General features: G+C 64.7%; 35 protein-coding genes, 1 tRNA gene and 3 pseudogenes. 13 read left to right on the top strand and 26 right to left on the bottom strand.

Features of this window, described 5'->3' with window-relative positions; all coding sequences use genetic code 11:
* Positions 1-86: 86 nt before the first annotated feature.
* On the bottom strand, positions 87-1,169 hold the full coding sequence (locus tag WDM86_23045) for a COX15/CtaA family protein (protein MEI9992890.1): 1,083 nt from the start codon (positions 1,167-1,169) through the stop codon (positions 87-89).
* Positions 1,170-1,261: 92 nt separating this feature from the next.
* Between WDM86_23045 and WDM86_23040 the strand changes: the two genes are divergently transcribed.
* Together WDM86_23040 and WDM86_23035 are read left to right on the top strand one after the other, a co-directional pair.
* Entirely contained in the window at positions 1,262-2,974 is a 1,713-nt protein-coding gene (locus WDM86_23040) for a hypothetical protein (protein ID MEI9992889.1), read from the top strand.
* 75 nt (positions 2,975-3,049) lie between these two features.
* Positions 3,050-3,268, top strand: a complete 219-nt coding sequence (locus WDM86_23035; protein ID MEI9992888.1) for a DUF2842 domain-containing protein — start codon at positions 3,050-3,052, stop codon at positions 3,266-3,268.
* A 64-nt stretch (positions 3,269-3,332) separates the two neighbouring features.
* Here the strand turns inward: WDM86_23035 and WDM86_23030 are convergent, their stop codons facing one another.
* The 3 genes from WDM86_23030 to WDM86_23020 all read right to left on the bottom strand — a co-directional run bounded on the left by WDM86_23030 (position 3,333) and on the right by WDM86_23020 (position 6,006).
* On the bottom strand, positions 3,333-4,478 hold the full coding sequence (locus WDM86_23030) for a thiolase family protein (protein MEI9992887.1): 1,146 nt from the start codon (positions 4,476-4,478) through the stop codon (positions 3,333-3,335).
* Positions 4,479-4,490: 12 nt separating this feature from the next.
* The gene (locus WDM86_23025; protein MEI9992886.1) at positions 4,491-4,925 is read right to left on the bottom strand and encodes an OB-fold domain-containing protein; all 435 of its coding nucleotides are present in this window, start codon (positions 4,923-4,925) and stop codon (positions 4,491-4,493) included.
* Between the two features lie 133 nt (positions 4,926-5,058).
* Positions 5,059-6,006 (bottom strand): aldo/keto reductase family protein, encoded by a 948-nt coding sequence (locus WDM86_23020; protein MEI9992885.1) that lies wholly within the window; start codon positions 6,004-6,006, stop codon positions 5,059-5,061.
* Positions 6,007-6,087: 81 nt separating this feature from the next.
* Between WDM86_23020 and WDM86_23015 the strand changes: the two genes are divergently transcribed.
* Positions 6,088-6,825 carry a TIGR02206 family membrane protein gene (locus tag WDM86_23015; protein ID MEI9992884.1) on the top strand — a complete coding sequence of 246 codons (738 nt, stop codon included), beginning with the start codon at positions 6,088-6,090 and terminating at the stop codon, positions 6,823-6,825.
* Positions 6,822-7,091, top strand: coding sequence for a GNAT family N-acetyltransferase (locus WDM86_23010; protein ID MEI9992883.1), 270 nt, complete (start codon positions 6,822-6,824; stop codon positions 7,089-7,091). Before WDM86_23015 ends, WDM86_23010 begins: the two co-directional genes overlap by 4 nt.
* Here WDM86_23010 and WDM86_23005 read toward each other — a convergent pair.
* Positions 7,088-7,558, bottom strand: coding sequence for an NUDIX hydrolase (locus WDM86_23005; GenBank protein ID MEI9992882.1), 471 nt, complete (start codon positions 7,556-7,558; stop codon positions 7,088-7,090). The genes WDM86_23010 and WDM86_23005 overlap by 4 nt on opposite strands.
* A 226-nt stretch (positions 7,559-7,784) precedes the next feature.
* Between WDM86_23005 and WDM86_23000 the strand changes: the two genes are divergently transcribed.
* A complete protein-coding gene (locus WDM86_23000) occupies positions 7,785-8,327 on the top strand; it encodes an NAD(P)H-dependent oxidoreductase (GenBank protein ID MEI9992881.1) in 543 nt (180 codons plus the stop codon).
* A 103-nt stretch (positions 8,328-8,430) separates the two neighbouring features.
* On the opposite strand, the gene WDM86_22995 is transcribed toward WDM86_23000, so the two are convergent.
* The 15 genes and pseudogenes from WDM86_22995 to WDM86_22925 form a co-directional block, all read right to left on the bottom strand.
* A complete protein-coding gene (locus WDM86_22995) occupies positions 8,431-8,595 on the bottom strand; it encodes a hypothetical protein (GenBank protein MEI9992880.1) in 165 nt (54 codons plus the stop codon).
* Positions 8,596-9,146: 551 nt separating this feature from the next.
* On the bottom strand, positions 9,147-9,578 hold the full coding sequence (locus tag WDM86_22990; GenBank protein MEI9992879.1) for a hypothetical protein: 432 nt from the start codon (positions 9,576-9,578) through the stop codon (positions 9,147-9,149).
* Positions 9,579-9,617: 39 nt separating this feature from the next.
* Positions 9,618-10,465, bottom strand: a pseudogene (locus WDM86_22985) (IS5 family transposase).
* 28 nt (positions 10,466-10,493) lie between these two features.
* Positions 10,494-11,003: a hypothetical protein gene (locus WDM86_22980; protein ID MEI9992878.1), complete on the bottom strand. Its 510-nt coding sequence runs from the start codon at positions 11,001-11,003 to the stop codon at positions 10,494-10,496.
* Positions 11,000-11,329 (bottom strand): hypothetical protein, encoded by a 330-nt coding sequence (locus WDM86_22975; protein MEI9992877.1) that lies wholly within the window; start codon positions 11,327-11,329, stop codon positions 11,000-11,002. Before WDM86_22975 ends, WDM86_22980 begins: the two co-directional genes overlap by 4 nt.
* Positions 11,330-11,973: 644 nt before the next feature.
* Positions 11,974-12,053 (bottom strand) — tRNA-Pro (locus WDM86_22970).
* A 109-nt stretch (positions 12,054-12,162) separates the two neighbouring features.
* Positions 12,163-12,408 carry a hypothetical protein gene (locus WDM86_22965; GenBank protein ID MEI9992876.1) on the bottom strand — a complete coding sequence of 82 codons (246 nt, stop codon included), beginning with the start codon at positions 12,406-12,408 and terminating at the stop codon, positions 12,163-12,165.
* Positions 12,409-12,727: 319 nt separating this feature from the next.
* A complete protein-coding gene (locus WDM86_22960; protein MEI9992875.1) occupies positions 12,728-12,913 on the bottom strand; it encodes an HU family DNA-binding protein in 186 nt (61 codons plus the stop codon).
* 177 nt (positions 12,914-13,090) lie between these two features.
* Positions 13,091-13,195, bottom strand: coding sequence for a 3-oxoacyl-[acyl-carrier-protein] synthase III C-terminal domain-containing protein (locus tag WDM86_22955; protein ID MEI9992874.1), 105 nt, complete (start codon positions 13,193-13,195; stop codon positions 13,091-13,093).
* 104 nt (positions 13,196-13,299) lie between these two features.
* Positions 13,300-13,428: pseudogene (locus WDM86_22950) on the bottom strand (3-oxoacyl-ACP synthase).
* 22 nt (positions 13,429-13,450) lie between these two features.
* Positions 13,451-14,065, bottom strand: a pseudogene (locus WDM86_22945) (beta-ketoacyl-ACP synthase 3).
* A complete protein-coding gene (locus tag WDM86_22940) occupies positions 14,062-14,589 on the bottom strand; it encodes a hypothetical protein (GenBank protein MEI9992873.1) in 528 nt (175 codons plus the stop codon). The pseudogene WDM86_22945 and the gene WDM86_22940 overlap by 4 nt, the downstream one beginning before the upstream one ends.
* Before the next feature lie 560 nt (positions 14,590-15,149).
* Positions 15,150-15,287 (bottom strand): 50S ribosomal protein L32, encoded by a 138-nt coding sequence (rpmF, locus tag WDM86_22935; GenBank protein ID MEI9992872.1) that lies wholly within the window; start codon positions 15,285-15,287, stop codon positions 15,150-15,152.
* A gap of 196 nt (positions 15,288-15,483) precedes the next feature.
* Positions 15,484-16,023 (bottom strand): hypothetical protein, encoded by a 540-nt coding sequence (locus WDM86_22930; protein MEI9992871.1) that lies wholly within the window; start codon positions 16,021-16,023, stop codon positions 15,484-15,486.
* A gap of 2 nt (positions 16,024-16,025) precedes the next feature.
* Complete coding sequence (locus WDM86_22925) at positions 16,026-16,442, bottom strand: ubiquinol-cytochrome C chaperone family protein (protein MEI9992870.1); 417 nt, start codon at positions 16,440-16,442, stop codon at positions 16,026-16,028.
* 205 nt (positions 16,443-16,647) lie between these two features.
* On the opposite strand from WDM86_22925, the gene bamE reads away from it, so the two are divergent.
* Positions 16,648-17,157, top strand: a complete 510-nt coding sequence (gene bamE / locus WDM86_22920; GenBank protein MEI9992869.1) for an outer membrane protein assembly factor BamE — start codon at positions 16,648-16,650, stop codon at positions 17,155-17,157.
* Positions 17,158-17,227: 70 nt separating this feature from the next.
* Here bamE and WDM86_22915 read toward each other — a convergent pair whose 3' ends face one another.
* Both WDM86_22915 and WDM86_22910 read right to left on the bottom strand, forming a co-directional pair.
* Positions 17,228-19,369, bottom strand: a complete 2,142-nt coding sequence (locus WDM86_22915) for a sodium-translocating pyrophosphatase (GenBank protein ID MEI9992868.1) — start codon at positions 19,367-19,369, stop codon at positions 17,228-17,230.
* A gap of 181 nt (positions 19,370-19,550) precedes the next feature.
* Positions 19,551-19,940 carry a hypothetical protein gene (locus WDM86_22910; protein ID MEI9992867.1) on the bottom strand — a complete coding sequence of 130 codons (390 nt, stop codon included), beginning with the start codon at positions 19,938-19,940 and terminating at the stop codon, positions 19,551-19,553.
* Between WDM86_22910 and WDM86_22905 the strand changes: the two genes are divergently transcribed.
* The 3 genes from WDM86_22905 to WDM86_22895 are packed head-to-tail and all read left to right on the top strand — an operon-like array spanning position 19,927 to position 21,031.
* Positions 19,927-20,211, top strand: a complete 285-nt coding sequence (locus tag WDM86_22905) for a hypothetical protein (GenBank protein ID MEI9992866.1) — start codon at positions 19,927-19,929, stop codon at positions 20,209-20,211. The genes WDM86_22910 and WDM86_22905 overlap by 14 nt on opposite strands.
* The gene (locus WDM86_22900; GenBank protein ID MEI9992865.1) at positions 20,208-20,798 is read left to right on the top strand and encodes an arylamine N-acetyltransferase; all 591 of its coding nucleotides are present in this window, start codon (positions 20,208-20,210) and stop codon (positions 20,796-20,798) included. The genes WDM86_22905 and WDM86_22900 overlap by 4 nt, the downstream gene beginning before the upstream one ends.
* A complete protein-coding gene (locus WDM86_22895; protein MEI9992864.1) occupies positions 20,792-21,031 on the top strand; it encodes a hypothetical protein in 240 nt (79 codons plus the stop codon). The genes WDM86_22900 and WDM86_22895 overlap by 7 nt, the downstream gene beginning before the upstream one ends.
* A gap of 80 nt (positions 21,032-21,111) precedes the next feature.
* On the opposite strand, the gene WDM86_22890 is transcribed toward WDM86_22895, so the two are convergent.
* Entirely contained in the window at positions 21,112-21,432 is a 321-nt protein-coding gene (locus tag WDM86_22890; GenBank protein MEI9992863.1) for a hypothetical protein, read from the bottom strand.
* A 212-nt stretch (positions 21,433-21,644) separates the two neighbouring features.
* Positions 21,645-22,586 carry a polyhydroxyalkanoate depolymerase gene (phaZ, locus tag WDM86_22885; protein MEI9992862.1) on the bottom strand — a complete coding sequence of 314 codons (942 nt, stop codon included), beginning with the start codon at positions 22,584-22,586 and terminating at the stop codon, positions 21,645-21,647.
* Positions 22,587-23,021: 435 nt separating this feature from the next.
* Between phaZ and WDM86_22880 the strand changes: the two genes are divergently transcribed.
* Positions 23,022-23,678: a glutathione S-transferase family protein gene (locus WDM86_22880; GenBank protein MEI9992861.1), complete on the top strand. Its 657-nt coding sequence runs from the start codon at positions 23,022-23,024 to the stop codon at positions 23,676-23,678.
* 27 nt (positions 23,679-23,705) lie between these two features.
* On the opposite strand, the gene WDM86_22875 is transcribed toward WDM86_22880, so the two are convergent.
* Complete coding sequence (locus WDM86_22875; GenBank protein MEI9992860.1) at positions 23,706-24,083, bottom strand: hypothetical protein; 378 nt, start codon at positions 24,081-24,083, stop codon at positions 23,706-23,708.
* Here WDM86_22875 and WDM86_22870 point away from each other — a divergent pair.
* Together WDM86_22870 and WDM86_22865 are read left to right on the top strand one after the other, a co-directional pair.
* A complete protein-coding gene (locus WDM86_22870; GenBank protein ID MEI9992859.1) occupies positions 24,082-25,260 on the top strand; it encodes a multicopper oxidase family protein in 1,179 nt (392 codons plus the stop codon). The genes WDM86_22875 and WDM86_22870 overlap by 2 nt on opposite strands.
* A gap of 192 nt (positions 25,261-25,452) precedes the next feature.
* Positions 25,453-25,953 (top strand): multicopper oxidase domain-containing protein, encoded by a 501-nt coding sequence (locus WDM86_22865; GenBank protein MEI9992858.1) that lies wholly within the window; start codon positions 25,453-25,455, stop codon positions 25,951-25,953.
* A 26-nt stretch (positions 25,954-25,979) separates the two neighbouring features.
* On the opposite strand, the gene bfr is transcribed toward WDM86_22865, so the two are convergent.
* The gene (gene bfr, locus WDM86_22860) at positions 25,980-26,402 is read right to left on the bottom strand and encodes a bacterioferritin (GenBank protein MEI9992857.1); all 423 of its coding nucleotides are present in this window, start codon (positions 26,400-26,402) and stop codon (positions 25,980-25,982) included.
* Here bfr and WDM86_22855 point away from each other — a divergent pair.
* Positions 26,382-26,591, top strand: a complete 210-nt coding sequence (locus WDM86_22855; protein ID MEI9992856.1) for a hypothetical protein — start codon at positions 26,382-26,384, stop codon at positions 26,589-26,591. The genes bfr and WDM86_22855 overlap by 21 nt on opposite strands.
* Positions 26,592-26,646: the final 55 nt, after the last annotated feature.

The following is a 26,646-nucleotide window of genomic DNA, read 5'->3' as shown; positions in this document are numbered from 1 at the left end:
TGTCATGGCCCGCGAATGCGGGCCATCCAGTTGAAATTCGCAACCTCGCCGCGTAGCGGGTCAAATAATCTTCCGTCGGTAGCGGATCAGGCGTCACCTAGATGGCCCACATTCGCGGGCCATGACACCTTTTGGTTGGGGCATTGGCTCATCTCAAACGCATGCCACACCGCCGTGCAGAGCAGCAGCGCCGCCACGAGCTGGTGCGCCGCCGCGAGGAATTCGGGCGCCTGCAGCAGCAGCGTCGCGATCCCCAGCGCGATCTGGAACAGCGTGAGGTGCAGCAGCGCATTGCCGCTCCGCCGTGCCCAGCCGGTCAGCCTGCCCCGCTCGCGCCACCACAGGACAAAGACGGATATCGCCACGACATACGCGCCCATGCGGTGATCGAATTGCGCCGTGCCGGGGTTCTCGAAGAAATTGATCCACCAGGGCCGCTGCACGAAAGCGTCCTCGGGCAGGAAGCGCCCATCCATCGACGGCCAGGTGTTGTAGAGCAGCCCGCCGTGCAACCCCGCCACCAGCGCGCCCAGCAGCATCTGCACATAGACCAGCGCGGCAACAGCGAAAGGCAAACGCGCTCGCGACGCACGCGGCGATTTTTCGCCGAGCCGCAGATATTCCAGCGCGATCCACACCATCGCCACCAGCAGGATCAGCGCCACGCCGAGATGGATCGCCAGGCGGTATTGCGACACGCTCACCCGCGTCTCCAGCCCGCTCTCCACCATCCACCAGCCGACGAAGCCCTGCAGGCCGCCGAGCACGAACAGCAGCAGCATGCGCGGCCACTCGGCGCGGCGGACCGCGCCCGTCCAGGCGAACCAGACGAACGGCACCAGGAAAATCACGCCGAGCAGCCGGCCCAGGAGCCGGTGCGCCCATTCCCACCAGAAGATGCCCTTGAAGGCGGCAAGGCTCATGCCGGCGTTCTCCTGGATGTATTGCGGGATGCGTTGATACTTGGCGAAGGCCTCGTGCCACTGCGCGTCGTTCAGCGGCGGCAGGGCGCCCAGGATCACGTCCCATTCGGTGATCGACAGGCCGGAGCCGGTGATCCGCGTCAGCCCGCCGACCGTCACCATGCCCAGGATGATCGCCGCCACGCCCAGCAGCCAGAATCCGACCGCCCGGCGGCTGCACCAGAAGTTCGGGGCCGATCCGCTCATGACGCCTGCATAAAGCCCCCGCCGCCCAAGGTCTTGCCGCCATCTTGTCGCGGCGGCCGGCGCATGCTCGAAACAGGGATCGGGAGGACTCCATGAAGATCGCGATTGCCGCAGCAACCCTCGCGCTGGCCGCCACGGCCGCGCTCGCCGCCGACACCATGCCGATGTCGATGCCCATGCCGATGAGCGGCATGGGCATGAAGATGATCGACCCGATGCCCAGCGTCTATATGGGCGAGGCCGACAAGCCCGGCGCGCCGATCTTCAAGGGCTTGGGCAGCCACCGTCACAAGATCTCGACGAGGAACGCGCGGACGCAGCTTCTGTTCGACCAGGGCGTCAATCTGATGTTCGGCTTCAACCATGCCGAGGCGATCCGTTCCTTCCGCGAAGGGGCGCGGCTCGATCCGCATTGCGCGATGTGCTGGTGGGGCGTCGCCATGGCGTTGGGCTCCAACATCAACCTGCCGATGCCCGACGACGCGATCAAGCCGGCCTGGCAGGCGATCTCCAACGCCATAGCGCTCGAGCGCTACGCCTCGCCGGAGGAACGCGATTGGATCAACGCGCTGGCCGAGCGCTATTCCGCCGATCCCAAGGCGGACCGCGCCCGCCTCGACGACGCCTTCGCGCGCGCCATGGGCGAGTTGTGGAAGAAATACCCGAACGACCTCGACGCCGGCACTTTCTATGCCGAGGCGATGATGGACACCCAGCCCTGGGATTATTGGGAACAGGACGGCGTGACGCCGAAGGGCCATGCCCTCGCCATCGTCGCGACGCTCGAAGGCATCATCAAGCGCTCGCCCTATCATCCGGGCGCGCTGCATCTTTATATCCATGCGGTGGAAGCGACGACGACGCCGGAGCGCGCGGAGGTCGCGGCCGACCGGCTCGAAAAGCTGATGCCCGGCGCCGGGCACATCGTGCACATGCCGTCGCACATCTATTACCGCATCGGCCGCTATGAGGACGCCGCGAAGGTCAACACGCTGGCGGCGCTGGTCGACGAGCAATACATCGCCGCCTGCCATGCCCAGGGCTATTATCCGGTCGGCTATTACGGCCACAACATCCACTTCCTGTGGACCTCGTCGGAGATGGAGGGCCGCTACCAGGCCTCCATCGATGCGGCGCGCCGGCTGGTGAACGCCGCCGGCAAGCCCGACGACGTGAAGCGCAATTACGGCGTGCAGCTTTTCATCTTCACGCCCGTCGCCACGCTGCTGCGCTTCGGCAAATGGGACGCCATACTCGCCGAACCCCTGCCGTCCGACGACCTCAAGCTCGATCTCGTCATCGCGCATTTGGCGCGCGGCTTCGCTTATGCCAACAAGGGCGACAAGGCGAACGCGGCGGCCGAGCGCCAGGCGCTGGCCGCGCTCATCGACGATCCGGGCCTCGCCGCGCTCAAGGGCATTCCGGCCCAGCAGATGGCGCAGATCGCGCTGGCCGATCTCGGCGGCGAGATCGCGCGCACCTCCGGCGATCTCGAAACCGCGGTCGCGTTCTTCACCAAGGCCCGCGACCTGGAGGAAGCCCTGCCCTACACCGAGCCGCCCTATTGGCATCAGCCGTCGAGCCATCTGCTTGGCGCCGCGCTGCTGCAGGCCGGCCGCGCCAAGGAGGCGGCGGAGGTCTATGAGCGGAGCCTCAAGACCTACCGCCTCGACGGCTGGGCGCTTTACGGCCTGGCGCAGGCGCAGGACGCGCTCGGCGACAAGACGGCCGCCGCCGCGACACGCAAGGAATTCGACAAGGTATGGAAGCTCGCGGACGTGACGCTGACGAGCTCGCGGTTCTGAGCCGGCGCCGTCCGGCGCTTGACCGCGCCGTCTCGAGGCCTGTTACATGAATCGGTTTTTTGGAAAGTTCGCCGCATGACCGTGCGCGTCAAGAAGCTGATCGGCACGATCCTGATTCTGATCTGGCTGCCGGTCTATGCCCTGCTCGCCTCCGGCTTCGCCGTGCTGGTGCTGCCGCGCGCCAGCGGCCTCGCCGCGTTTGTGTTCTATGCCGTCGCCGGCCTGTTCTGGGCCGTGCCGGTCGGCCTGATGTTCCCGTGGATGTTCCGCGAGCCGAAGGCCGGACACTCCTGAGGCGGCGAAAGCGAAACGCGGCGGGCCGTTACACCCGCCGCGCCGCGATGTCCGCGCAACAGCGCTACGCTTTTTCGAGAATGTGCACCGCACAGGCGCTGCCGGCGCCGACGACATGCGTCAGCCCGATGCGCGCACCCTCGACCTGGCGGCCCCCTGCCTCGCCGCGCAGATGCGTCGTCACCTCGTAGATATTCGCGATGCCCGTGGCGCCGAGCGGATGGCCCTTCGACAGAAGCCCGCCCGAGACGTTCACCGGGATGCGCCCGCCGAGTTGCGTCACGCCGGTGTCGATCAGGCGGCCCGCCTCGCCGTCCTTGCAGATGCCGAGATTCTCGTAATGCACGATCTCCGCCGTCGCGAAGCAGTCGTGCAATTCGATCAGGTCGACCGCGTCGGGTCCGAGGCCCGCCATCTCATACGCCGTCTTGGCGGCCAGCCGCGTGACCGCGTTGAAGTCCATCATCGCGATGTTGCGCGGCGTGTAGGGATCGGACGACAGCGCCGAGGCCCGCACCTTCACCGCGCGGCCCATCAGTCCAAGCTCGCGCGCCTTCTTCTCCGAGCACAGAACCGCCGCCGCCGAACCGTCGACGTTCACCGAGCACATCAGCTTGGTGTTGGGATAGGAGATCATCTCCGCGCCCATCACTTCTTCCAGCGGCGTCTCCTTCTGGTACATCGCCTTGGGATTGAGCGTCGAATGGTGGTGGTTCTTCACCGACACTTTGGCGAACTGCTCGAAGGTCGTGCCGTATTTGCGCGTGTGCTCCAGGCCGACATGGGCGAACACGCTGGGCATCGTGCCGGAGCCGAGCAGGCCTTCGGTCGGAATGCCCTTGCTCCCGCTCCCGCCGCCGAGCAGGCCCGAGCCCATCTGCTCGCTACCGACGCACAGCACGATGTCGTAGACGCCGGCCTTGATCGCCATCCAGCCCTCGCGGAACGCGGTCGCGCCGGTGGCGCAGGCGTTCGCGGTGTTCACCACCGGAATGCCGGTCTGGCCGATCTCGCGCAGGATGCGCTGGCCGACGCCGGCGCTGGCTTCGAACAGGTTGCCGCTATAGAGCGCCTGCATGTCCTGGATGGTCAGCCCGCAATCGTCGAGCGCCATCAGCGCCGCCTGGGCGCCGAGTTCGGGCACGGTCTTCTCGGGGAAGCGCCCGAACTTGATCATGTCGGTTCCGACGACATAGACGTCGTTGCTCATGGTGTGCGCTCCTCAGGTCCTGGGTTCGAAGAAATAGGCGAGATAGGAATTACCGTCCTTGTCCTTCTGCGGGACCGGCCGGATTACGATGTTCACCGGCATATCGAATGCGATCTTTGCCGGATCGGGCTCGACGCCGAGAAGATTGCCCTTCAGCGTGCCGCCGCCATCGACATCGACGATCGCGGAGATGAACGGCACCGGCACGCCGGGAAAATTCCGGTGCACGACGGTGAAGTTGTAGAGCCTGCCGGTGCTCGCGAGCTTGATGGGCTCGACGCCCTGCCGCGCGCCGCACTTGCCGCAGGTCTCGCGCGTGCCGACCGCGACCTCGCCGCATTTGCTGCACTTCGATCCGGCGAGATAGGGCTCGCCATCCTTCGGGACTTTGAGAAACGGCACCGCGCCCTTGGTGGTGGGCGCCGGTTTCACGCCGGCGGCTGACATGGATGACACTCCCTGAGTTTGCGAGGGAGCAAATCGCGGTTGCGGCCACAACGCAACGATTCCCCAGGGGAAACCTGCGCCAGCGGCGCAGGCGTCAACTGGGTCCGCCGCATTCGCGGCGGATGACATCGCGCTAGCTGAGTAGCGCGTCCGCCACGATTGCTTCCGCCTTGGCGAACAGCGCCGGATCGACCTTGGCGCCGCTCGCCGCCGCGTTCTCGTCGAGCTGCGACGGCCGGCTGGCGCCGACGATGGCGCTCGCGACGTTGGGCTCGCGCAGCACCCAGGCCAGCGCGAACTGGCCCAGCGTCAGGCCGGCCTCCTTCGCCAGCGGCTTCAGCTTCTGCACGGCTTGCAGTACGGGCTTGGACATCCAGCGGCCGATGAAGCCGCCCATCGCATCAGACGTTGCGCGGCTGCCGGCCGGCGGCGGCGCGTCGGGATCGTATTTTCCCGTTAGCACGCCCTGCGCCAGCGGCGACCACACGATCTGCGAAATGCCGTTCTTGGCGCTGAGCGGGATGACCTTCTCCTCGGGCTTGCGCCACAGCAGCGAATATTGCGGCTGGCTGGAGACGAAGCGCTCCACCTTCGGCAGGGCGAGTGCGTCTTCGATGTTCTTCGGCGACCATTCCGAGAAGCCGATATAGCGCGTCTTGCCGCTTTTCACCGCCTTGGTGAGGGCTTCCATCGTCTCGTCCAGCGGCGTGTCGGCGTCGTAGCGGTGGCACTGGTAGAGATCGACGAAATCGGTCTTGAGCCGCTTCAGCGAGGCGTCGAGCTGCTTCTCGATCTGCGTCCGCGACAGGCCCTTGTCGCTGTCGCTCATCGGGAAGAACACCTTGGTCGCCAGGACATAGGAGGCGCGCTTACGCTCTGCCAGCGCCTCGCCCAGGAAGGTCTCCGCGGCGCCGCGGCCATAGACGTTCGCGGTGTCGATGAAGTTGATGCCCAGCTCGAAGGCGCGGTTCAGGCAGGCGAGCGCGCTATCTTTCTCCACGCCGACGCCATAAGTCAGCCACGAACCCAGGGAAATCTCCGATACGGTAAGGTCGCTGGCGCCGAGCTTGCGGTACTTCATGGGGCTTCCTTTTGCGGTTCTCGCCTAAGGATCGGAAATCGGCCGCCCCCAAGTCAAAGGAATAACGACGGAGACCCCGGGATGGCCGCGCCTTTCGCCCTGTTCGGCTCCAGTCACATCGTCGCGTTGTGCCTGCCCTTCGTGTTGCCGCTGGCCGCCGCCTGGCTGGTGAAGCCGCTGGTCCACCCCGCCGCGGACCGCGCGGTCCGCTGGACGCTGGGCGCCGCGATGACGGTGAACTGGTTCGGCTGGATGGCGCTGCTGCATGGCAAGGGCTGGCTCGGCGTCGACAACGAATTCCCGCTCAATCTGTGCGACTGGGCGACGATGGCGACCGTCGTGACGCTGTTTTGGCCCAACCAGCGGACCTATGAGCTTGCCTATTTCTGGGCGCTGGCCGGCACGCTGCAAGGGATGCTGACGCCCGATGTCCAGCTCGACTTCCCCGACATCCAGTTCCTGCTGTTCTTCGTCTTCCATGGCGGGATCATCGCCAGCGTCCTCTATGTGACCTTCGGCCTGAAGATGCGGCCCTATCCGTCGTCCCTGCCGCGCGTGATCGCCTGGAGCTGCGTCTATGCCGGCACCGCCGGCCTGTTCGACTGGCTGAGCGGGGCCAATTACGGGATGCTGCGGACCAAGCCGCCCTATCCCACCATCCTCGACGCGATGCCGCCCTGGCCGTGGTATATCGGCGTGCTGATCCTGATGGGGCTGGCCTCGACCGTGGTGTACTACGCGCCGTTCTTCGCCGCAGACCGGCTCCGCGCCGGCAGGGCCCCGCAACCGGGCGCCGCGAAGGCTGTTTCCACGCCATGACCGTCATCGACAATCGCGACCGGAGCCGCTTCGAGCTCGTGGAGGACGGCGAGACCGCCTTCGCCAATTATCGCCGCAGCGGCCTGCACGTGGTCATTCCGCATGTCGAGGCGCCGCCGGCCCTGCGCGGCAAGGGCACGGCAGGCCGGCTGATGGAGGGGATCGTCGCGAAGGCGCGCGCCGAGGGGTTCAAGATCGTGCCCACCTGCTCTTACGCCTATGCTTGGTTTCGCCGCCACAGGGACGCGGCGGACGTGCTGGATTAGGGCGTCTTCGGCGCGAAACTCGCCCCGAACTTCAGGATGAGGCGCCGCAGCTCCGGCTCGCCCACCAGGGCAGCGGCCTCGCCGACGGAGTGCCACTTGGCGTCGCGCGCCGCCTTTTCCGACCAGCTCTTGCGCTGGCGCGTAACCCTTAGCGGATAGAGACTCACCCGGCAGGGCAAACCCGCGCCGTGCTTCATTTCCTTGACATAGTGGAAGACGCCCAGCGCCTCCTCGGCGATCTCGCCGCTGACGCCGGCTTCCTCCATCGCCTCGCGGGCGGCGTCGGCGGACGGGCTCGAGCCCTTTTCCGGCCAGCCCTTGGGCACGATCCAGCGATGGGTGCGGCGCGAGGTGATGAGCAGGATCTCGACGCCGGCCTCGGTGACGCGATAAGGCAACGCCGCCACCTGCGTGCCCGCCGTCGTTCTCGCCGCGACGCTGCGCGGTATGGCCGAAGCTGCTCTCATCTAGGATTATGTAGCCCACGATTCGTTACATGCAAGTGTACGCATTTTTGTCCGCATGCGAACGATTGCCGAGCGTAAACGTCCGACGATGGTTTACGGCCCGGCATACGCGCCGGACATCGCGATGGCCGTCGGTAAATCTCCTTATCGCGCCGCTGACAATTCGCAAGGCCGCGCAGCGCCTTACCCTGCACTCTTCGCATCGTCATCCAGCGAAGACATCGTCATGGGCCGCAACATTCTCGTCGTCAACGGACACCCCGATCCGGGGCCGGAACGCTTTTGCGCCGCGCTCTGCGAAGCCTATGAGGCCGGCGCCCGGACTCGCGGCTACGCCACGCGGCGCCTCGACGTCGGTGCGCTGCACCTTTCCGCGCTGTCCGCCGCGCGCGATGCCGACGCCGCCCCGCTCGACCGTCTGGAGCAGGCTTTCCGCCTGATGCGCGCCGCCGACCGGCTCGCCATCTTCTATCCGCTCCTGTCCGACGGCCCGCCGGAAGAACTGAGCCAGCTCTTCGACTATATCGCCCGGCTGCGCGCCCATCTCGAGCCCGCGGCGCTCGGCGGCACCAAATCCGCCCGTATCGTGGTGACGACCAGCATGCCCGCCTTCCTCTATCGCGGCCGCGCCGAGCCGGTGACGCGCCACAGACTGTGCGGCGTCGCCGCCGGCGAGCCGCTCTTCATCGGCAGCGTCGATACCATCTCCAGCACCCAGCGCACCCGCTGGCTCGAAGAGATGCGCGGGCTGGGCGAGAAGATGAACTGAGGCGGCGTCTTCAGCCTTGGAAATAGCGCACGCGCTCAAGATCGGCGATCAGCCCCCGGGCGGGGTGCACGCGGGACGGCACCGAGACCACCGGCCGAACATTTCAATCCTGGTTTACGACGTCATGGCGGACGCCCGGCAAGACGAGATGGGCGCCGCCCTGATGCGGCATATGCCATCGCGTGATGCCCGAGCGGTTGAGGCGTTCCGCCTGCCGGCGCGTGCCGCGCCGCCAGATGCCGAAACAGGCGATAGGATTGGTGCCCATTTCGCAGCGCCGCCACACGGCGTTCCGCGCCGTGAGGCTGCCGCGGCGCGTTCTCTCCGTACCGCTCCGCCGTACCTTGTCCGCCAATGCCGTATGACGCATGGCGAAGCTGGCGCGCAGGCCGCGCTTCGGTGCCGGTTCTCTGTGCTTGCGACTGCGCATTCTGCGGGTCCTTCGCGATGAGCGGGCTCGCGTTCTGCGTCCCCGCGAATCGCATAAAAGCTCCACAAGAGTCGCACCGCATTGCGGAAACGCAAAACGGACCGTTAGGTATTTGCACGGAGGGGCTTCGACTCGGGCTTCAGTAGGCCGCTTGTCTTCGCGCTGCTCTCGGTAAATCTCAATGCGCTCCGTTCGCAAGAACCGGAATGTTGATCACCAGCTTCAGGCCCGTGTCGTCGTTGGCCGGGAAGCTCGCGTGGTCGAGCGAGAAAGATTGGACCACGACCGAGGCGAAACGGACGCTTGCACGTTTGGAAATCGACCCGGAATAAGAGACGTGAGGTTCTGACTCGGAGTTCCCTAAGCAAGACATCAGATTGAGAACGCAACTAAGCGGCGTCGTTCAACACGATCCCGTTTCCCTTCACATACCATTGTGCGAGACGCCTGAGACGGTTCATTTGACCACGAGTAGTGATCCGCCAAACGGCACCATGATATGAATTTGTGGGTATCGGATAGTAGCCTACTTGTAGCCCCTCTCCGCGAAGCACTTCGGCGGTAAATTGCACGGAGCAAAAAAATTCAGCACTGGTTACAAACTCGCGAGGATCAATGCCTGCCTCGACAACGATTTTTTCAATATCGACCGACATTCCAGTTCCGTCCGTAGACTCCTGGAACGCCATAGATGAAATGCGCCGATTTTTGATATGATGTTCCGAAATTCGCCGGATCAAAATATCTGCCGGAAAAATCTCCTGATGATCATGCGGGACTACTTTACCGTCGGCATCAAGCGGCGGCGGCTGTATTGGCATCGCCAGCTTCCACTAAGAGCCGATCCACGAAGTTTGGATTCATGTTGAGGGATTTGGCTTTGTGAGGCGCCGGAGCATGATGCGGACCATGGCGAGACGGATGAAGGCCGCGACGGTGTTTGCATAGCGTTCGAAGTCGCGGCAAAGGCGTCGATTGCGGCTGATCCAGGCGAAGGTTCTCTCGACCACCCATCGTTTGGGCAAGACAACGAAGCCCTTTGCGATGTCGGATCGTTTGACGATCTCGATCTTCCACGTGCCGGTTCTTGCGGCAGCGGCGCGAACGCGTGGCCCCCGATAACCGCCATCGGCGTAGATGCGCTCGATGAAGGGAAACAGCGCCCGCGTCCGTTTGTCGAGCACCAGCGCCGCGCCGTCGCGGTCCTGGATGCCGGCGGAATGAACGGCAACGCTCAGCAACAGACCGAGCGTGTCGACAAGGATGTGGCGCTTGCGGCCCGTAACCTTCTTGCCCGCATCGAAGCCCTGCGGATCGAGGCTTTTGCCCCTTTTTGAGCCGCCTTGGCGCTCTGGCTGTCGATGATGGCCGCGGTCGGGCTGGCCTCGCGGCCTTCCTTCTCGCGCACCGCCACATAGAGCGCATGGTGGATGCGCTCCAGCGTGCCGTCCCAATCCCACAGCATGAAATAGAAATGCGCCGTGCTCTTCGGCGGCAGGTCTTTGGGCAGCGCCTTCCACTGGCAACCGGTCGAGAGCACATAGAAGATCGCGTTCAGAACTTCACGAACATCGATCTCGCGCCGACGGCCGCCGCGCTTGGCGGGCGGAATCAGCGGCGCGATCAACGCCCACTCCGCATCCGTCAAATCGTTGGGATACCGCAATCCAACCAGCGCCGCCGCCCGGCGATGCTCCGGCTTCCACATCTGGTGCCTCCTTCCGAATCAGGCACCGTCACAGAATCACAACCGATTCCCTCGATTCAATAACTTCCTGGATTGGCTCTAATTGCTTGATCCATTCTCCCACAATCGTGAAATCGTTTTTCAGTTCGACTTCCTCTCCGTCCTCACCTGTTGCAGGTGTCGCCCGCCAAGCGATGACGCTATTTGGCGCTCGAACATGCAATTCTATGTCCGTGTCCCCAATGTGCCATTCGGCTTGAACATCGCCAGCATAGCCGGGCACCAAGTCAGGTGGAGGCAGCCCTTGAAGAAAGAGACGCCCAAGCATGTTGTGCGCAAAAACTGCGGTGGAGAACGAAACAGAGCGCGCGTGGTAGCCATCCCAGCCTTCACGAAGCTGGATCAAGGATTCCAGTTGCCCCTCTAGCTCCTTGGCCCATGCGTTTGACATATCATTCATCGCGATGCGCGCAACGGACGGCGCGAAGCTCACTACTTTCGGTGAGCCCGCCGACGAGGACCCAACGGAAAATGCGGAAGTCGCACCGCTGTTGCTCATTTTACGCGCTCCCAAACCTCTTGCGCAGCGTCAGTTGTTACTTCGGCAAACGTCGTGACGATGGCGTCCCGACCATTGCAGATAAATTGGACGGCATCACGGATCGTTGTCCCTTGAGGCGCGCCGCGCACTGTCAGTGTCATAGCGATTATTTGCTCCCCCTTTGGGGTAACCCCCGAAGCGGCTTCGATGTATTGCCGCCCCAGCGGACTGCCGTCGCTATTCTTGAGCACTCGGCGCAAGTTCACCGAAATATCGTCGGGCTTCTGGGAAGCCGGAATGTTGAGGAACCGCAGCCACCATCCCGGATCAGTCTTATCACCCATACGATGTGGTTTATGTAGCTAACTTCGCACTGGTTGATCGTGAGCTTTTGCGAAGCAAGGGATGAAATGTAGGATTCAAATGCCTGCAACTCCGTCTCAAAACTTTCGATCATCTTTTCAAAGCGGGGATATGTGTTACTGCCGTCTCCCACTTTTCGCCAGTTGTGCAACAAGCGATCCGCTTGAAACTGAATCAATTCGTCTTTCTTGGCAGATAGGAACCGAAAGCGGTCATGCATCGCGCCGGTTGCGATTCCGAATTGCAGAACATTTGTCGGGCGGCCTCCGAACATCTCGAATGACGGCGTCAACGGGGGTTGTTCTTCGACAGCGGGAAATTGGTTTTGAAAAGAGACCAAACCTCACCAGCGCGGATTTGCTGATAGCCGGTCGGCTGACTAAATTGCGCGCCCAGTACGACCTCGTTCAGAGGCGGCGCTTTGTAGTCGGGAAGGTGGTCGGCCGCTGCATTTTCACCCCACTTATATGGGAGATTCGCGAATGCATTGCTATGGCGTCGCGTCACATCCTGCGAACCAAAAGTATGGAGACTCCTATGGGGACTTTTCGCGCCGCTAGTCTCACTTGAGGGCGTTCGTTCCCTTTCCGCGTTCTCACTTTTTCAAGCTAACCCCTTGAAAACATGGTCGGAGCGGCGGGATTTGAACCCACGACCCCCCAGTCCCCCCAGACTGGTGCGCTAACCAGGCTGCGCCACGCTCCGTATCCAATGCATCTCGCGGAAAGAAGCCCGAAGGCCGCCGGCTGTGGGAGCCGTTTTCGCGAAGGTCGCGGACTATAGTCGCCGCGCCGCCAAAGGCAAATCCGCCGCGCTACGCCCGCTTCAGCCGCGCCTTCAACTGCTGCAGTTCCGCCAGCAGGATCTCCAGCCTCACCCGCTGCTCCTCCGCCAGCCCGTCGGCCGGCGCCACGCGCGGCGCCGGCGCCGGATTGGTCGGCACGGCGATGTCCGGCGCCGGCGGTTCGGCGGGCCGTTCCAGCGCGATGACGTTGGAGTGGGACGCGAAGGCGCGCATGACCGGCGCCAGGGCGCCTCGCCCGTCCCAATTCCGCGACATGGCGATGGCCCTTGTCGCGCAGGATCTTCTGCAACGCCCTTGATCGTGAAGCCGTCGCCGTAAAGAAGCGTGCGGATGCCGCGCAGCAGATCGACATCCTCGGGCCGGTAATAGCGCCGGCCGCCGGCGCGCTTCACCGGCTTCACCTGCGCGAAACGGCCTTCCCAGAAGCGCAGCACATGCTGCGGCACGTCCAGTTCGACCGCCACCTCGCTGATGGTGCGGAACGCTTCGGGCGATTTCGCGAGACGAACGGCCGTGGCCAGCACGCGTCAGTCCTTCTTGTCGGGATCGGGCGTCTGCCCGTTGATGATCGCCTTCAATACATGACTCGGGCGAAAGACAAGAACCGGCGCGGCGCGATCGGAACCTCGTCGCCCGTCTTGGGATTGCGCCCCATGCGCTGGCTCTTCTGGCGCACCGCGAAAGTCCCGAAGGAGGAGAGCTTCACCGTCTCGCCGCGCGTCAGCGCCGCGCAGACTTCCTCCAGAAGGTCTTCGACCATCTGGGCCGATTTCGTTGCGCGAAAGGCCGACGGCCTGGAACACGGCCTCGGTCAGGTCGGCACGAGTCAGCGTATCGGTGGACATGGGCCGCGACTCCCTTATGGCTAACCGAGGGTAGTAGCGGAAAAATTATCCGTCAACGTCAAAGGGATAGGAGACACCCTTCACGTTCGCGCTCACCAGCGGATGAGGCTGGCGCCCCAGGTGAAGCCGCCGCCCATCGCTTCGAGGAGGACGAGCTGGCCCTGCTTGATCCGCCCGTCGGCGACCGCCGTGGCCAGCGCCAGGGGGGACCGACGCCGCCGAGGTGTTGCCGTGCTGGGCCCACGGTCGTGACCACCTTCTGCGGCGCGATGCCGAGCTTGCGGGCGGTGCCATCGAGGATGCGCTGGTTGGCCTGGTGCGGCACGAACCAGTCGACGTCGGCGATCGACAGGCCTGCCGCGTCCAGCGAGGCCACGATGGCGGCGGAGATGTTGGTCACGGCGTGACGGAAGACTTCCTTGCCCTGCATGCGCAGATTGGCCGGTGGTCTGAGTCGAGGACGGACCGCCATCGACATAGAGAAGGTCGTGCAGCCTGCCGTCGGAGAACAGCTTGGTGTTGAGGACGCCGCGATCGGAATTGTCGCCCTTGCCTTCGTCCGCCTGCAGAACGACGGCGCCGGCGCCGTCGCCGAACAGCACGCAGGTCGTCCGGTCGTTCCAGTCCAAGAGGCGGCTCATCGACTCCGCGCCGACCAGCAGCACCGTCCTGGCCATGCCGGTCTTGATGAAATTGTCGGCCACGGCCATGCCGTAGATGAAGCCGGAGCACACCGCCTGGATGTCGAAGGCGGCGCCGTGATTCATGTTCAGCCGCGCCTGCAGCGTCGTGGCGGTCGCGGGAAAGGTCTCGTCCGGCGTGGTGGTGGCGCAGACGATCAGGTCGAGCTCATTGGCGTCCATGCCGGCCATGGCGAGGGCGTTGCGCGAGGCCTGGAGCGCGAGGTCGGAGGTCTTCTCGCCCAAGGCGACAACGTGGCGCTGGCGGATGCCGGTGCGTTCGCGGATCCACTCGTCCGAAGTGTCGATGCGCTGGGCGATTTCGCTGTTGGTGAGGACGGTCGGGGGCAGATACGCGCCGCAGCCGACGATTTTCGAACGAATCACGAAGCGACCGCCTCCGGTTCAAGCGTGCGGATGCCGGCGCGGTCGGCGACGATGCGGGCGATGACGTTCGCCTTGGCCATGTCGATGGCCATGTCGAGCGCGCTGGCGAAGCCCAGGGCATCGGCGCCGCCATGGCTCTTTACGACCACGCCGCACAGGGCCGAGGAAGATGCCGCCATTGGAGGCGCGCGGGTCGAGCTTGCGGCGCAGGGCGTTGAGCGCGCCGGTGGCGATAAAGGCGCCGAGACGGCCGAGGAAGGGACCCGGCGCAAGGCATTGCGCAGGTAATGCACGATCAGCTTGGCCGTGCCTTCCGCCGTCTTGAGCGCCACATTGCCGGTGAAGCCGTCGGTCACGATCACGTCCACCGTGCCCTCGGAAATGTCGTCGCCCTCGACGAAGCCGGCGAATTCGATCGGCAGCGAGGGGTTGTTGCGCAGGACATGGGCGGCGCCCTTCACGGCATCGTTGCCCTTCACGTCCTCGGACCCGACATTGAGGATGCCGACGGTCGGCCGCTCCAGGCCGAGGATCGCCCGGGGCGAAGGCCTCGCCCATCACGGCGAAATCGACGAGCTGCTCCTCGCTGGCCACGAGGTTCGCGCCGACGTCGAGAACGACGCTCTGCCCCCGCTTGGTCGGCCACAGCGCGGCGATGGCGGGGCGCGAAATTCCCTCGAGCGTGCCGAGCTGGAACATCGACATCGCCATCAGCGCGCCGGTGTTGCCGGCGGAGATCGCGACCTCGGCCTCCTTGGTCTTCACCGAATCGATGGCGCGCCACATCGAGGTGTTGCGGCCGCGGCGCAGCGCCAGGCTGGGCTTCTCTTCCATGCGCACGCGTTCCGGCGCGTGGCGGATGGTGACGCGGTCGAGCAGCTTGGCGCGCCTGGCGAACAGCGCGTTGAGCTCGGTCTCGTCGCCGTGGAGGATGAACCTGACCGTGGGATGGCGCAGGACCGAGCGCGCCAGCGCGGCCACGACGACGCCCGGCCCGGCGTCGCCGCCCATGGCGTCAATCGAGACGGTCAGTTCGCGGGCCAAGCCTGCCTCGCTATCCCTGTCCGATCGTCAGCGGATCGGGTCAGGCTTCGGTCTTCGCGACTTCGCGGCCGTCATAGTGGCCACAGGCGCCGCACACATGGTGCGGACGCTTCTGCTCGCCGCAGTTCGGGCATTCATTGTGGCTGGCCGGAGCCAGACGGTGGTGCGACCGACGCATGTTGCGCCTGGACGGCGACGTTTTTTCTCTTTGGCACCGCCATGGCGGATAGCTCCTTCAGGAACCCGGGACGGAATCTTCAGGCGCGGCGCACTGTCTGCGCGAGCCTTGCGGACCGGACGGGCAAAACAAGGGGGGCAAGTAACAGGAAACCCCCATCCGGTTTCAAGCCGGATTCCGCCCGGATTTCGGAACCTTAGCTCCGGTCCTTCAGGCCCTTGAGGACGGCGAAGGGGCTTTCCGGCTTCGCTTCCGGCTCGGCCGGTGCGGCAAATTCCACACCCGGAGCACGGGGATAGGGGTCGATCCCCAGCACCAGCTCCTCCAGGAGCGGCGCCGCCAGGTCGTAGGTCAGGCTGTCGATCTCCTCCGGAACCTCGTCGTCCCCTGCCCCGGCGCCCAGCAGGATGCTCTCATGCGGCTTGAGGCGAACCTGCTCGGCTACGTGCAGCTCACGGTGGACCGGTCGCGAAATATGAGTCCGGACGGGCTCCAGCGTCACCACGCAGTCCTGGACGATATCGGCCTCCAGCACGGCGTCATAGGAGAAACGGGTGGCGGAATGCTTGCGCAGATGAACGGTCGAACTGAACGACTCCACCGTGCGGACGTCCGCCCAGGCCGCGATGCGCGCGAGGTCCTCGCCGCTCGCCTCGACGCGAATGTCTTCCTCGCCGCGGCGAAGATCGCCGAGGTCGTAATCGTGCTCGAAGGGCTGTACTTCCGGTGTGCTCATGGTCAATCGAATGTCGTCGGCACGGGGCCCAATTCAAGAGCTCCGGCGGTCGAGTTGTCCGCTTCCAGGCGCTGGCGGGCGGCCAGCGCATAGCGCGCCAGGGCGGCGGCGGCGCGGTCATGCCCCGCCTCGCCGCGATAGATGTTGCGCCGGATGGCCTCCGCCAGCGCCGCCGCGTCGTCGGCGGCGGCCTCGTAGGCGTGCAGCCTGCCGTTGAAGGCGTTGCCGAGCTTCTTCATGCGCGGCCCCATGCCCATGTCGCCATTGCCGAGGTCGCGCAGGGCCTCGTCGAAGGCGACGAAGATCGCGTCCGACAGGGCCTGGGCCAGATCGCTCTTGCCGGCGGCGCGCAGGTGGCCGATGACCAGCCAGGCATGCAGCGCGACCATGTCGAAGCGGCCGTCGATCGTGTCGGCCACCCCCGTATTCCTGGAAAAAGACCGGCTGGCGGGCGGCGGCGACCAGGGCCGCGTGCAGCGTCTGGACGAGGCGGGCGGTCGGCGAGGGGCGGCGCAGGATATTCAACATGTCGGAACTCTTAACTTTCGGCGGTCTTGCCAGCGCGCCCGCCCGAGGCTAGCACGTCTGGCCGGGCGGGATTTATCCGGTTTGAGGTGCGTGCGCATGAAAAAAACGGTTCTGGTCCTCGCCGCCCTGACGCTTCTGGGCGGCTGCACGGCGGTGGTCAACCAGCGCGGCTATTTGCCCGACCCCGACGCCGAAAAGAAGATCTCGGTCGGCAAGGACACCAAGACCTCGATCCAGCAGGCCCTCGGCTATCCCTCGACCGAGGCGACCTTCACCCAGGCCGGCGACGCTTGGTATTATATCACCGCGGTCGAAAAGCAGATCGCCTTCTTCCAGGCCTCGGTCCAGTCGCGCTCCATTCTGGCGGTCTATTTCGACAAGGACGGCAAGGTCACCGACCTCAAGCATTATTCCCTGCATGACGGCCATATCGTCGCCTTCGAGACCCGCGAGACCCCGGCCAAGGGCCGCGAGATGACCTTCCTGCAGCAGCTCTTCAACGCCACGCCCGGCGTGCCGCTCGGCAACAATGGCGGCACCAACAATCCCAATCCCGGCGGCGGCAATGGCGGCCCGCCCGGCGGTGGCGGCGGCGGTTATCCATAGCGCCTGAGCCCGGAAATGAAAAACGCGCGGGACTTTCGTCCCGCGCGTCTTCATTTGTGCATGCCTTCGATCAGAAATTGTGGGCCAGCACCGCGAGGAGCAGGAGCGCCACGATGTTCGTGATCTTGATCATCGGATTGACCGCCGGACCGGCCGTATCCTTGTAGGGATCGCCAACGGTGTCGCCGGTCACGGCGGCCTTGTGGGCGTCCGAGCCCTTGCCGCCGAAATGGCCGTCCTCGATGAACTTCTTGGCGTTGTCCCAGGCGCCGCCGCCCGAGGTCATCGAGATGGCCACGAACAGGCCGGTCACGATCACGCCCATCAGCATCGCACCGAGGGCGTTGAACGCCTCGGTCTTGCCCGCGATCAGATCGACGATCAGGAACAGCACGATGGGCGAGAACACCGGCAGCATCGAAGGCAGGATCATCTCGCGAATGGCCGCCTTGGTCAGCAGATCGACGGCGCGCGCATAGTTCGGCTTCTGCGTGCCGGCCATGATGCCCGGCATCTCGCGGAACTGCTTGCGCACTTCCTCGACCACTGCGCCGGCCGCGCGGCCGACCGCCGTCATCGCCATGCCGCCGAACAGATAGGGCAGCAGACCGCCGACGAACAGGCCGACGACGACCCAGGGATTGTCGAGACCGAAGGTCAGCTTCGACAGATCCAGGTCGGCGAAGAAGCCGGAACCGCCGGCGTGATCGGCGAAGTAGTGCAGATCGGCGGTATAGGCCGCGAACAGCACCAGCGCGCCGAGGCCGGCCGAACCGATGGCGTAGCCCTTGGTCACGGCCTTGGTCGTGTTGCCGACCGCGTCGAGCGCATCCGTCGTCTTGCGCACGTCGCCTTCGAGGCCGGCCATCTCGGCGATGCCGCCGGCATTGTCGGTAACCGGACCGAAGGCATCGAGCGCCACGATCATGCCGGCGAGCGACAGCATGGTCGAAACCGCGATCGCGGTGCCGAACAGGCCTGCCAGCATATAGGTCGCCACGATGCCGCCGCAGATCACGAGCGCCGGCAGCGCCGTCGCTTCCATCGAGATCGCCAGGCCCTGGATGACGTTGGTGCCGTGGCCGGTCACCGAGGACTGCGCGATCACCCGCACCGGACGGTAGTTGGTGCCGGTGTAGTACTCGGTGATCCAGATCAGGAGGCCCGTGACGATGAGACCGACGACGCCGCATTCGAACAGCGACAGGCCGGTATAGGAGGCGCTGCCGCTCGACAGCTCGGTCTTCATGCCGACGAGATAGTCGGTCAGCGGCCACAGGCCGATCAGCGACAGGACGACGGTCGCGATCACGCCCTTGTAGAGCGCGCCCATGATGTTCTTCGACGCGCCGAGGCGGACGAAGAAGGTGCCGATGATCGAGGTCACGATGCTCATGGCCGCGATGGCGAGCGGATAGAGCATCAGCTTGGCCTTGAGCTCGCCGTCGAAGTAGATCGAGGCCAGCACCATCGTGGCGACGGTGGTTACCGCGAAGGTTTCGAACAGGTCGGCCGCCATGCCGGCGCAGTCGCCGACATTGTCGCCGACATTGTCGGCGATGGTGGCGGGGTTGCGGGGGTCGTCCTCGGGGATACCGGCTTCAACCTTGCCGACCATGTCGCCGCCGACGTCGGCGCCCTTGGTGAAGATGCCGCCGCCGAGGCGGGCGAAGATCGAGATCAGCGAGGCACCGAAGCCCAGGCCGACCAGCGAGTCGACGATGATGCGGCTCTGCTCGGGAACGCCGATGTCGAGGCCGAGGCCGGCGGTGAGGACGGCGTAGTAGCCGGCGACCGCCAGAAGGCCGAGACCCACCACCAGCATGCCGGTGACGGCGCCGGAGCGGAACGCGATCGACAGGCCCTCGGCCAGGCCGTGGCGCGCGGCCTCGGCGGTGCGCACATTGGCGCGCACCGAGACGTACATGCCGACATAGCCGGCCGCGCCCGACAGCGTCGAGCCGATCAGGAAGCCGACGGCGACCTGCCAGCCGAGGAAGACGAAGGCGAGAATGAAGATGACGACGCCGACGCCGGCGATCGTGGTGTATTGGCGGTTCAGATAGGCGCCGGCGCCTTCCTGGATCGCCTGGGCGATTTCCTGCATGCGCGCATTGCCGGCGCTGAGGCTGAGGACCGAACGGATGGTCCAGATGCCGTAGAGAAGCGCCAACACGCCCGCCACGAGGACGAGTGTGAGATTGATGGACATGGTAGATCCCTCGAGTTTTCGGTTTTCCGGACGGCGCGAACGAACCGCCCGTCCCCATGGCCGGCGGAAGGACCTAACCGCTTCAAGGGCGGCGAACATATGCCAAAAGCGCCGGCCCGGCGCAACGGCTGTCGGGCCACAATATTTGTCACGAAAAAGGTGGAATTCCGGCCGCCGGCCGTCAGGGCGCCGGCTTGGCCGGGGCCGGCGTCACATTGTCCGCCCGATCGGCTTGGGCGGGGGTCTGGACCGGATGCAGCGGCGCGAACTTGATTCCGGTGTCCTTTGCCCCATCGCCGAAGACGATGCGGGCGACCTTGGCGCTGCCGACGACCTTGCGGGCCTCCAGGACCAGACGGGTGGCGAGCAGCGCGGTGTCGACCTTGGTCGGATCGCTTGCCAGCGAGACCGGCGTCGCGTTCACGTCCCGGACATAGGCGTCCTGGATGAAGACGATCTTGTTGCGGATCTCCAGGGCGGCGGCCTGGGACGACGCGACGAGCTTGGAAGAGATGTAGGAATAGCCCAGCAGCCTGCCGTCCTGGGTCATCGGCGCGATGAGGAACGGCATCTCGACATTGGTGCCGGGATCGCCGGCCTTCTCGCCCGATTCGATATCCAGCCTGGTTCGCCAATACGTCCAGGCGTTTGAGCGCGATCCGCGCGAATCGAACCGCATTTTCGCATCGAAGCTGAAACGCCGCCGCGGCGGCCAGCCCGGCAATGAGAACCGTCGCATTCACGGCTATTATTCCCGCGACGCCAAATACCTGCATGACGGCATCCGCGCCTTCGAATGGCTGATGCGGGTTCTGGCCGCCGATCTGGAGGGGCATTCATGAACATCGACGCCTATCTCGCCCGCATCGGGCTCGACCATCGCCCACCGCCGACGCTGGCGGGGCGGACCGAGGTCCATCGCGCCCACATGCTGGCCGTCCCGTACGAGAATCTCGACGTCCAGCTCGGCCGGCCCGTCACCATCGCGCGGCCGGCGATCTACGAGAAGATCGTGAACCGCCGCCGCGGCGGCTGGTGCTACGAGATGAACGGCATTCTCGGCTGGGCGCTCGGCGAACTCGGCTTCCGCGCGACGCGCGCCACCGGCGCGGTGATGCGCGAAGCCGCCGGCGCGGCGGTGGAGGCCAATCACCTGGTGCTCAAGGTCGAACTGGAGGAGGGGACATATCTCGCCGATGTCGGCTTCGGCGACGGGCCGCTCGAACCGATCCGCGTCGTGCCGGGCGACTTCGCCTCGAATGGCTATGTCTTCAACTTGTCGCGCGCCGACGGCGCGTGGTGGCGGATGCGCAGCCACCCGAACGGCGCCGCGCCGAGTTTCGATTTCCACCTCGATCCCGCCGACGAGACGCGCCTCGCCGCCGCTGCGCCGAGCTTCAGACCGCGCCGGACTCGCACTTCGTGCTGAACCTGTTCTGCTTCGCGCACAGGCCGGGCGGCACGGTACGGCTGCTCCGCGGCCGCGTCCTGCGCACGATCACGCCGGCGGGCTACACCGACCGCGTGCTCGAAAACGCCGACGATCTCGTCGCCACCCTGCGCGAGGATTTCAGGCTAGATGTACCGGAGACCGCGACGCTGTGGCCCAAGATCGTCGCGCGGCACGAGCAGGTCCTGGGGCAGGAGGCCGCCGCGCCATGAACGCGATGCGGCCCGCCGCAAAAGAAAAGACCCGGCGCGAGACTTTCGCACCAGGCCCCTCTCATGCCGGCGTAACGCGTTCAGTCGTGAACGGAGAAGTCCGTCGTTTCGCACAGATTCTGGTTGCGGAACTCGGCGGTGCCGCCGTCGCTGAACACGGCCTTGATGTCGTACGAGCAGGTCGAGCGGCCATCGGTGATGTCGACCGACAGGTCCTCGCCCGGGTCGACCTTCCCGCTCAGGATGTTCTCTTCCCACGAATTCGTCCCGACGTGAGAGACATACAGCTCCGTCAGCTCCGTGCTCGTGTTGTTCTTGACGTTGATCTGCAGGTCTTCCGCGAGAGCCGGCGTTGCAAAGGCCAGGACGGCAGCGACGACCGCGGTTGCGTAAAACTTCATGAATGCGCTCCTTGTTGATGATCCCACATATGGCGCAGCCCCCTGCCACGCGCCTGAGAGTTGCGACACTTTGCGAATGATTTTCGAAAAGGCAATACGAAGTGGGACGGTTCCCGGCGTTCTTTTTTGGAACGTTCGAAGACGATTAACGACAAATGGCTGCGGAACCCGGAACCGTTTGCCGATCCCTGTGGGACCGGATGCGGTGGGCGCTAGGCCGACGTCAGTTGTTCGCGAGGATCATGTTGCGCACGATTGGATAGATCTGCGTTTGCCAGCGCGTGCCGGAAGAACACGCCGTAATGGCCGACTCCGGCCTGCACATAGTGCTTCTTGCGGAACGGCTTGATCGACGGCGTGAGGTCGTGCGCCGCCAGCGTCTGGCCGACGGAGCAGATGTCGTCGCGCTCACCCTCCACGGTGAGCAGCGCCGTCTTCCTGATCGCGCCGGGTTCCACGCGCGTGCCGCGATGCTCGAACTTGCCGAGGGGCAGGTGGAACTCCTGGAACACCTTGCGCACGGTCTCGAGATAGAACTCCGCCGGCAGGTCCGCGACCGAGAAATACTCGTCGTAGAATTTGCGGTTGGCTTCGGCCTTCTCGTCCTCGCCCTTGCGGATATGGTCGAAGAGATCGACATGCGCCCGGATATGGCGCGCCAGGTTCATCGACAGGAACGCCGACACCTGCATGAAGCCTGGATAGACGCGGCGATGGGCGCCCGGATATCGGCGCGGCACGGTGGTGATCAGGTTCTGCTCGAACCATTCGATCGGATGCTCGGTCGCGAGCTGGTTGACCGTCGTCGGGCTGACGCGTGTGTCCACGGGGCCCGCCATCAGCGTCATGCTGCGCGGCTGGCAGGGATGGTCGGCCTGCGCCATCACGGCGGCCGTCGCGAGCAGCGCGGCGCAGGGCTGGCACACCGCCACGACATGCGCGCCCGGCCCCATATGTTCGAAGAAGCGGATCGTGTGGTCGATATAGTCGTCCACGCCGAAGCGGCCGGCGGCCAGCGGGACGTCGCGCGCGTTCTTCCAGTCCGTGATGTAGACGTCGTGGTCGGCCAGCATGGTCTTGACCGTGTGGCGCAGCAGGGTGGGGAAATGCCCGGCCATCGGCGCCACGATCATCACGCGCGGCTGCTCGGACATTGGTCTGTTTCTTGAAGTGGAGCAGGGTGGCGAAGGGCGTCTCCAGCGCCGCCACTTCCGCGACCGGCACCTCACGGCCCTCGACCTCGATGGTCTCGACCTCGTAGCTCGGCCGCTCATGGGTGAGATGAGCGCGGTTCAAAACTTCCGCAGCGGCCGAAATGCTCTTGAGGATGTAGTTCGCGCTCGGGCCAGCGGCCGTGTCGCGGAACACCGCGCTCGTCAGCCCGGCCCAGGCGCGCAAAGGCGCGAGCAAGTCCGACTGGGCCTGATAGGCGTCGTACAACATATCGAGAACCGAACGCCTCTTGGACAGCCCGTTTTGCGGTGCGGCAATAATGGAACGATTTCACGCCCTCACGGCGAAAAATACTAGTGCATTTTATGCTGCGGTGCGAAATAATTGGTTACAACGTTAGCGGAAGAATCGTCGCAATGGGTAAAGCGCTCCTGACGATTTCGAGCAAGAACTATTCGTCCTGGTCGCTGCGCGGCTGGCTGCTTTGCCGCATGGCGGGGCTGGAATTCGACGAGAAAGTGCTCTCGACCGACGACCCCGACACCCGCGCCGAGCTTCTGCTTTTGTCGCCGTCTTTTCTTGTGCCCTGTCTCACCGACGGCGAGATCAAGGTATGGGACACGCTGGCCATCGCGGAATATCTCCACGAGACACATTCCAAGAGCGGTTTGCTGCCCAAGGACCTGAAGGCGCGCACCCATTGCCGGTCGATCTCCGGCGAGATGCATTCCGGCTTCGCCAATCTGCGCTCGGCGCTGCCGATGAACCTCAAGGCGCGCTATCCCGACTTCAAGGTCTGGGCCGGCGCGCAGGCCGACATCGATCGCGTCGTCGCGATCTGGCGCGAATGCCTGAAGCGCTATGACGGGCCCTATCTCTTCGGCGAGAAGCCGACGCTCGCGGACGCGATGTATGCGCCGGTGTGCACGCGCTTCCATACCTATCATGTCAAGCTGGACAGGCTCTGCGCCGATTATTGCGAAACGATCCTCAACCTGCCCGAAATGCTCGAATGGATCGAAGCCGCGAAGGCCGAGCCCGACGCGGTGGAAGAACTCGAAGCCGAGTTCTGATCCGCTGGACAGACAATCTCGACGGCTTTAACCTTCCCTGACGAGTTCCAGTAGCGCGGCGGATTCCTTCCAGCCTGCGCGTGTCCTGAAAATGCCGTTCGGTGTGCACTGCGTCTGTGTGCGGGAAGCCACAACGAGCAGGGGACGCTTATGTCCGGAAAAATCAATCGCATTGTCATTTTCGCTGTCGCAATCGCCAGCGCGGTCGGGGCGGTTGCCGCGCCGCCGAAAAAGCCGGCGCCTGCCGCTTTGGCGGCCGCCGTCGCGGTGCCGGCCGGCGAACGCGCCATCGCCAATCCGCCGCTCTACACGATCACCCAGGCACATCCGCCCGCGTCGGGCGCCGCGCTGCACGCGCCTGACCGCCGCCCAGATCCTGGCGCCGGGCGAGAAGCGGCTCGACATGCACGTCGTCTACACCATCGGCAAGCTCTACAATCCGACCACCAACCGCCTCGACAGCGTGACACTGCGCAGCTACGCGAACAGCGCCGACGGGGCCCGCCGGCGATATGTGGCACCGACCATTCCCGTCGCGCCCGGCGACACGATCCACATCGTGCTGCACAACGACCTGCCGGACGATCCCACCTGCGCCGACATGCCGGGCATGGATATGAACCACCCGCATTGCTTCAACGGCACGAACCTGCACACCCATGGTCTATGGGTCAGCCCGACCGGGAACAGCGACAACGTCCTGCTGTCGATCGATCCGAAGCAGACCTTCGAATACATCTACAACATCCCATCCGATCATCCCGCGGGCACGTTCTGGTATCACACGCACCGCCACGGCTCGACCGCGCTTCAGGTCTCGAGCGGCATGGCCGGCGCGATCATCATCCGGGGCAACCGGCCGCCGACGCCGCTCAAGAACGGCGACATCGACACCCTGCTGAAGGACGTGCCGGAAGAAGTGCTCGTCATGCAGCAGATCCAATACGCCTGCCTGACCAAGGACTACACGATCCAGGTCCAGACCAACTCGGACGGTCAGGTCATTGCCTGGCCGTGCAATCCGGACCAGGTCGGTATCGTCGGACCCTATATCGGCACCGACGGGCAGCTCGGCTACAGCGACAAGAACAATCGCGGCTACGGGCCCGGCAACTGGCTGGCCTCCGACCGCTATACCAGCATCAACGGCATCGTGCTGCCGACCTTCACCGCGACGGCGGGCCAGATGGTGCGCTGGCGCATGATCCATGCCGGCGTGCGCGATACGATCAGCCTGCAATTCTACCGCATGCGGCCGAACGTCAAATTCGCCGGCATCGCGCCGCAGGAAGACCAGTCGTTCATCAATGCGAATTGCGTCGGCGATCCGATCCCCTATCACGCCATCGCGCAGGACGGACTGACCCTGGCGCAGGCACAGCGCACGACGCTGGCGACCTTTCAACCGGGCTATCGTGTCGACGCGCTCGTAATGTTCCCGCAGGCCGGGGACTATTGCGTCATCGATGCGTCGTCGCCGGCGGGAAGCAATATCGAGCGGGCCAGAACGAGCCCGGACGGCTGCTCGGCAAGGTCCATGTCGGTGGGACCGCCCACATCGCCGACATCGGCGCGGAATTGAAGCGCCAGCTTCTTGCCGCGGCGCAGAAATACATGCCCGCCGACATCAAGGGCGCGGTATCGGCGGACATCGCGGACGGCCTGAAGTTCACGCACTTCGTGCCGCATCCCACGATCGCCGAGGCCGAGGTCACCGGCCATCAATATCTCGACTTCAATATCGACGTCGCCGCGACACCGACGAAGTTCGAGGGTGGGATCGGCCGATTATGCGCCCAGGCCCTATGCTCCCGATCGCATCGACCGCAAGCCGGTGCTGGGCAGCGTCGACGAGTGGAAACTGCAATCGCTGTTCGTCAGCCACCCCTTCCACATCCACGTCAATCCGTTCCAGGTCGTCGCGATCTACGATCCCGCGGGCAAGGATGTGAGCGCGCCCGGCGCGGTCGACGATTACGCGCTCGACGCCAACGGCAAGCCGATCAAGGGAACGCCGGATCCGCAATATCCCGGCCTCAAGGGTGTGTGGAAGGACACGCTGTGGGTGAAGAACGTCAACGATCCGAACGGGCCCACACCGGGCGCTTCCATCGGCATGTATATGATCGTCATCCGCACGCGCTACGAGCGCTATATCGGCGAGTTCGTCCTGCACTGCCACATCCTCGACCACGAGGACCAGGGTATGATGCAGAACGTGGAGATCGTGCCGCCGACCTACAGCCCGCCGCCGGCAACCGCGATGCCGGCATGACGCACAATTAGGGAAGGGGAGTGGGATCAGGTCCCGCTCTCGTTCGCCTTGGTCTGGAGCTGGACGTAGTTCTGGATGCCCATCTGCTCGATCAAGCGCATCTGCGTCTGCAGATAGTCGATGTGCTCCTCTTCGCTTTCGAGGATGTGCACGAACAGTTCGCGGCTGCCGAAATCGCCGACGCTCTCGCAGTGCCGGATCGCCTTCTTGAGATCGGGATAGGACTGGTTCTCCAGCGACAGGTCGCAGGTGATAACCTCCTTGACGTTCTCGCCGATCATCAGCTTGCCGAGGTCCTGCAGGTTGGGCAGGCCGCCCAGGAACAGGATGCGCTTGATCAGCGCATCGGCGTGCTTCATCTCGTCGACGGATTCCTCGTATTCGTGCTTGGCGAGGTGGGACAGACCCCAATCGCCGTACATCCGCGAATGCAGGAAGTACTGATTGATCGCCGTCAGCTCATTCTTGAGAACGACATTGAGCAGGCGGAGCGTCTCGGCATCGCCCGGAATGCCGGCATGCGGTTCGGGACCCGGCGCTACTCCGCCGCCAGAAGCTGGGGCCGCGCCGCGGCGCCGTCCATCATTTTTTCGATCGTTTCCTGGCATCGCCCGCAGTTCTTTCTCACGTTGCAATAGGAATACACGTGGTCGGCCGATTCCGCGCCTTGTTCGATCGCGCCGCGAATCTTCA

This window comes from Rhizomicrobium sp. (assembly GCA_037200045.1).
In the GTDB taxonomy this organism is placed as follows: domain Bacteria; phylum Pseudomonadota; class Alphaproteobacteria; order Micropepsales; family Micropepsaceae; genus Rhizomicrobium.
The sequence above is the reverse complement of the archived record's forward strand: the minus strand, read 5'-3'. Positions and strand labels throughout refer to the sequence as shown.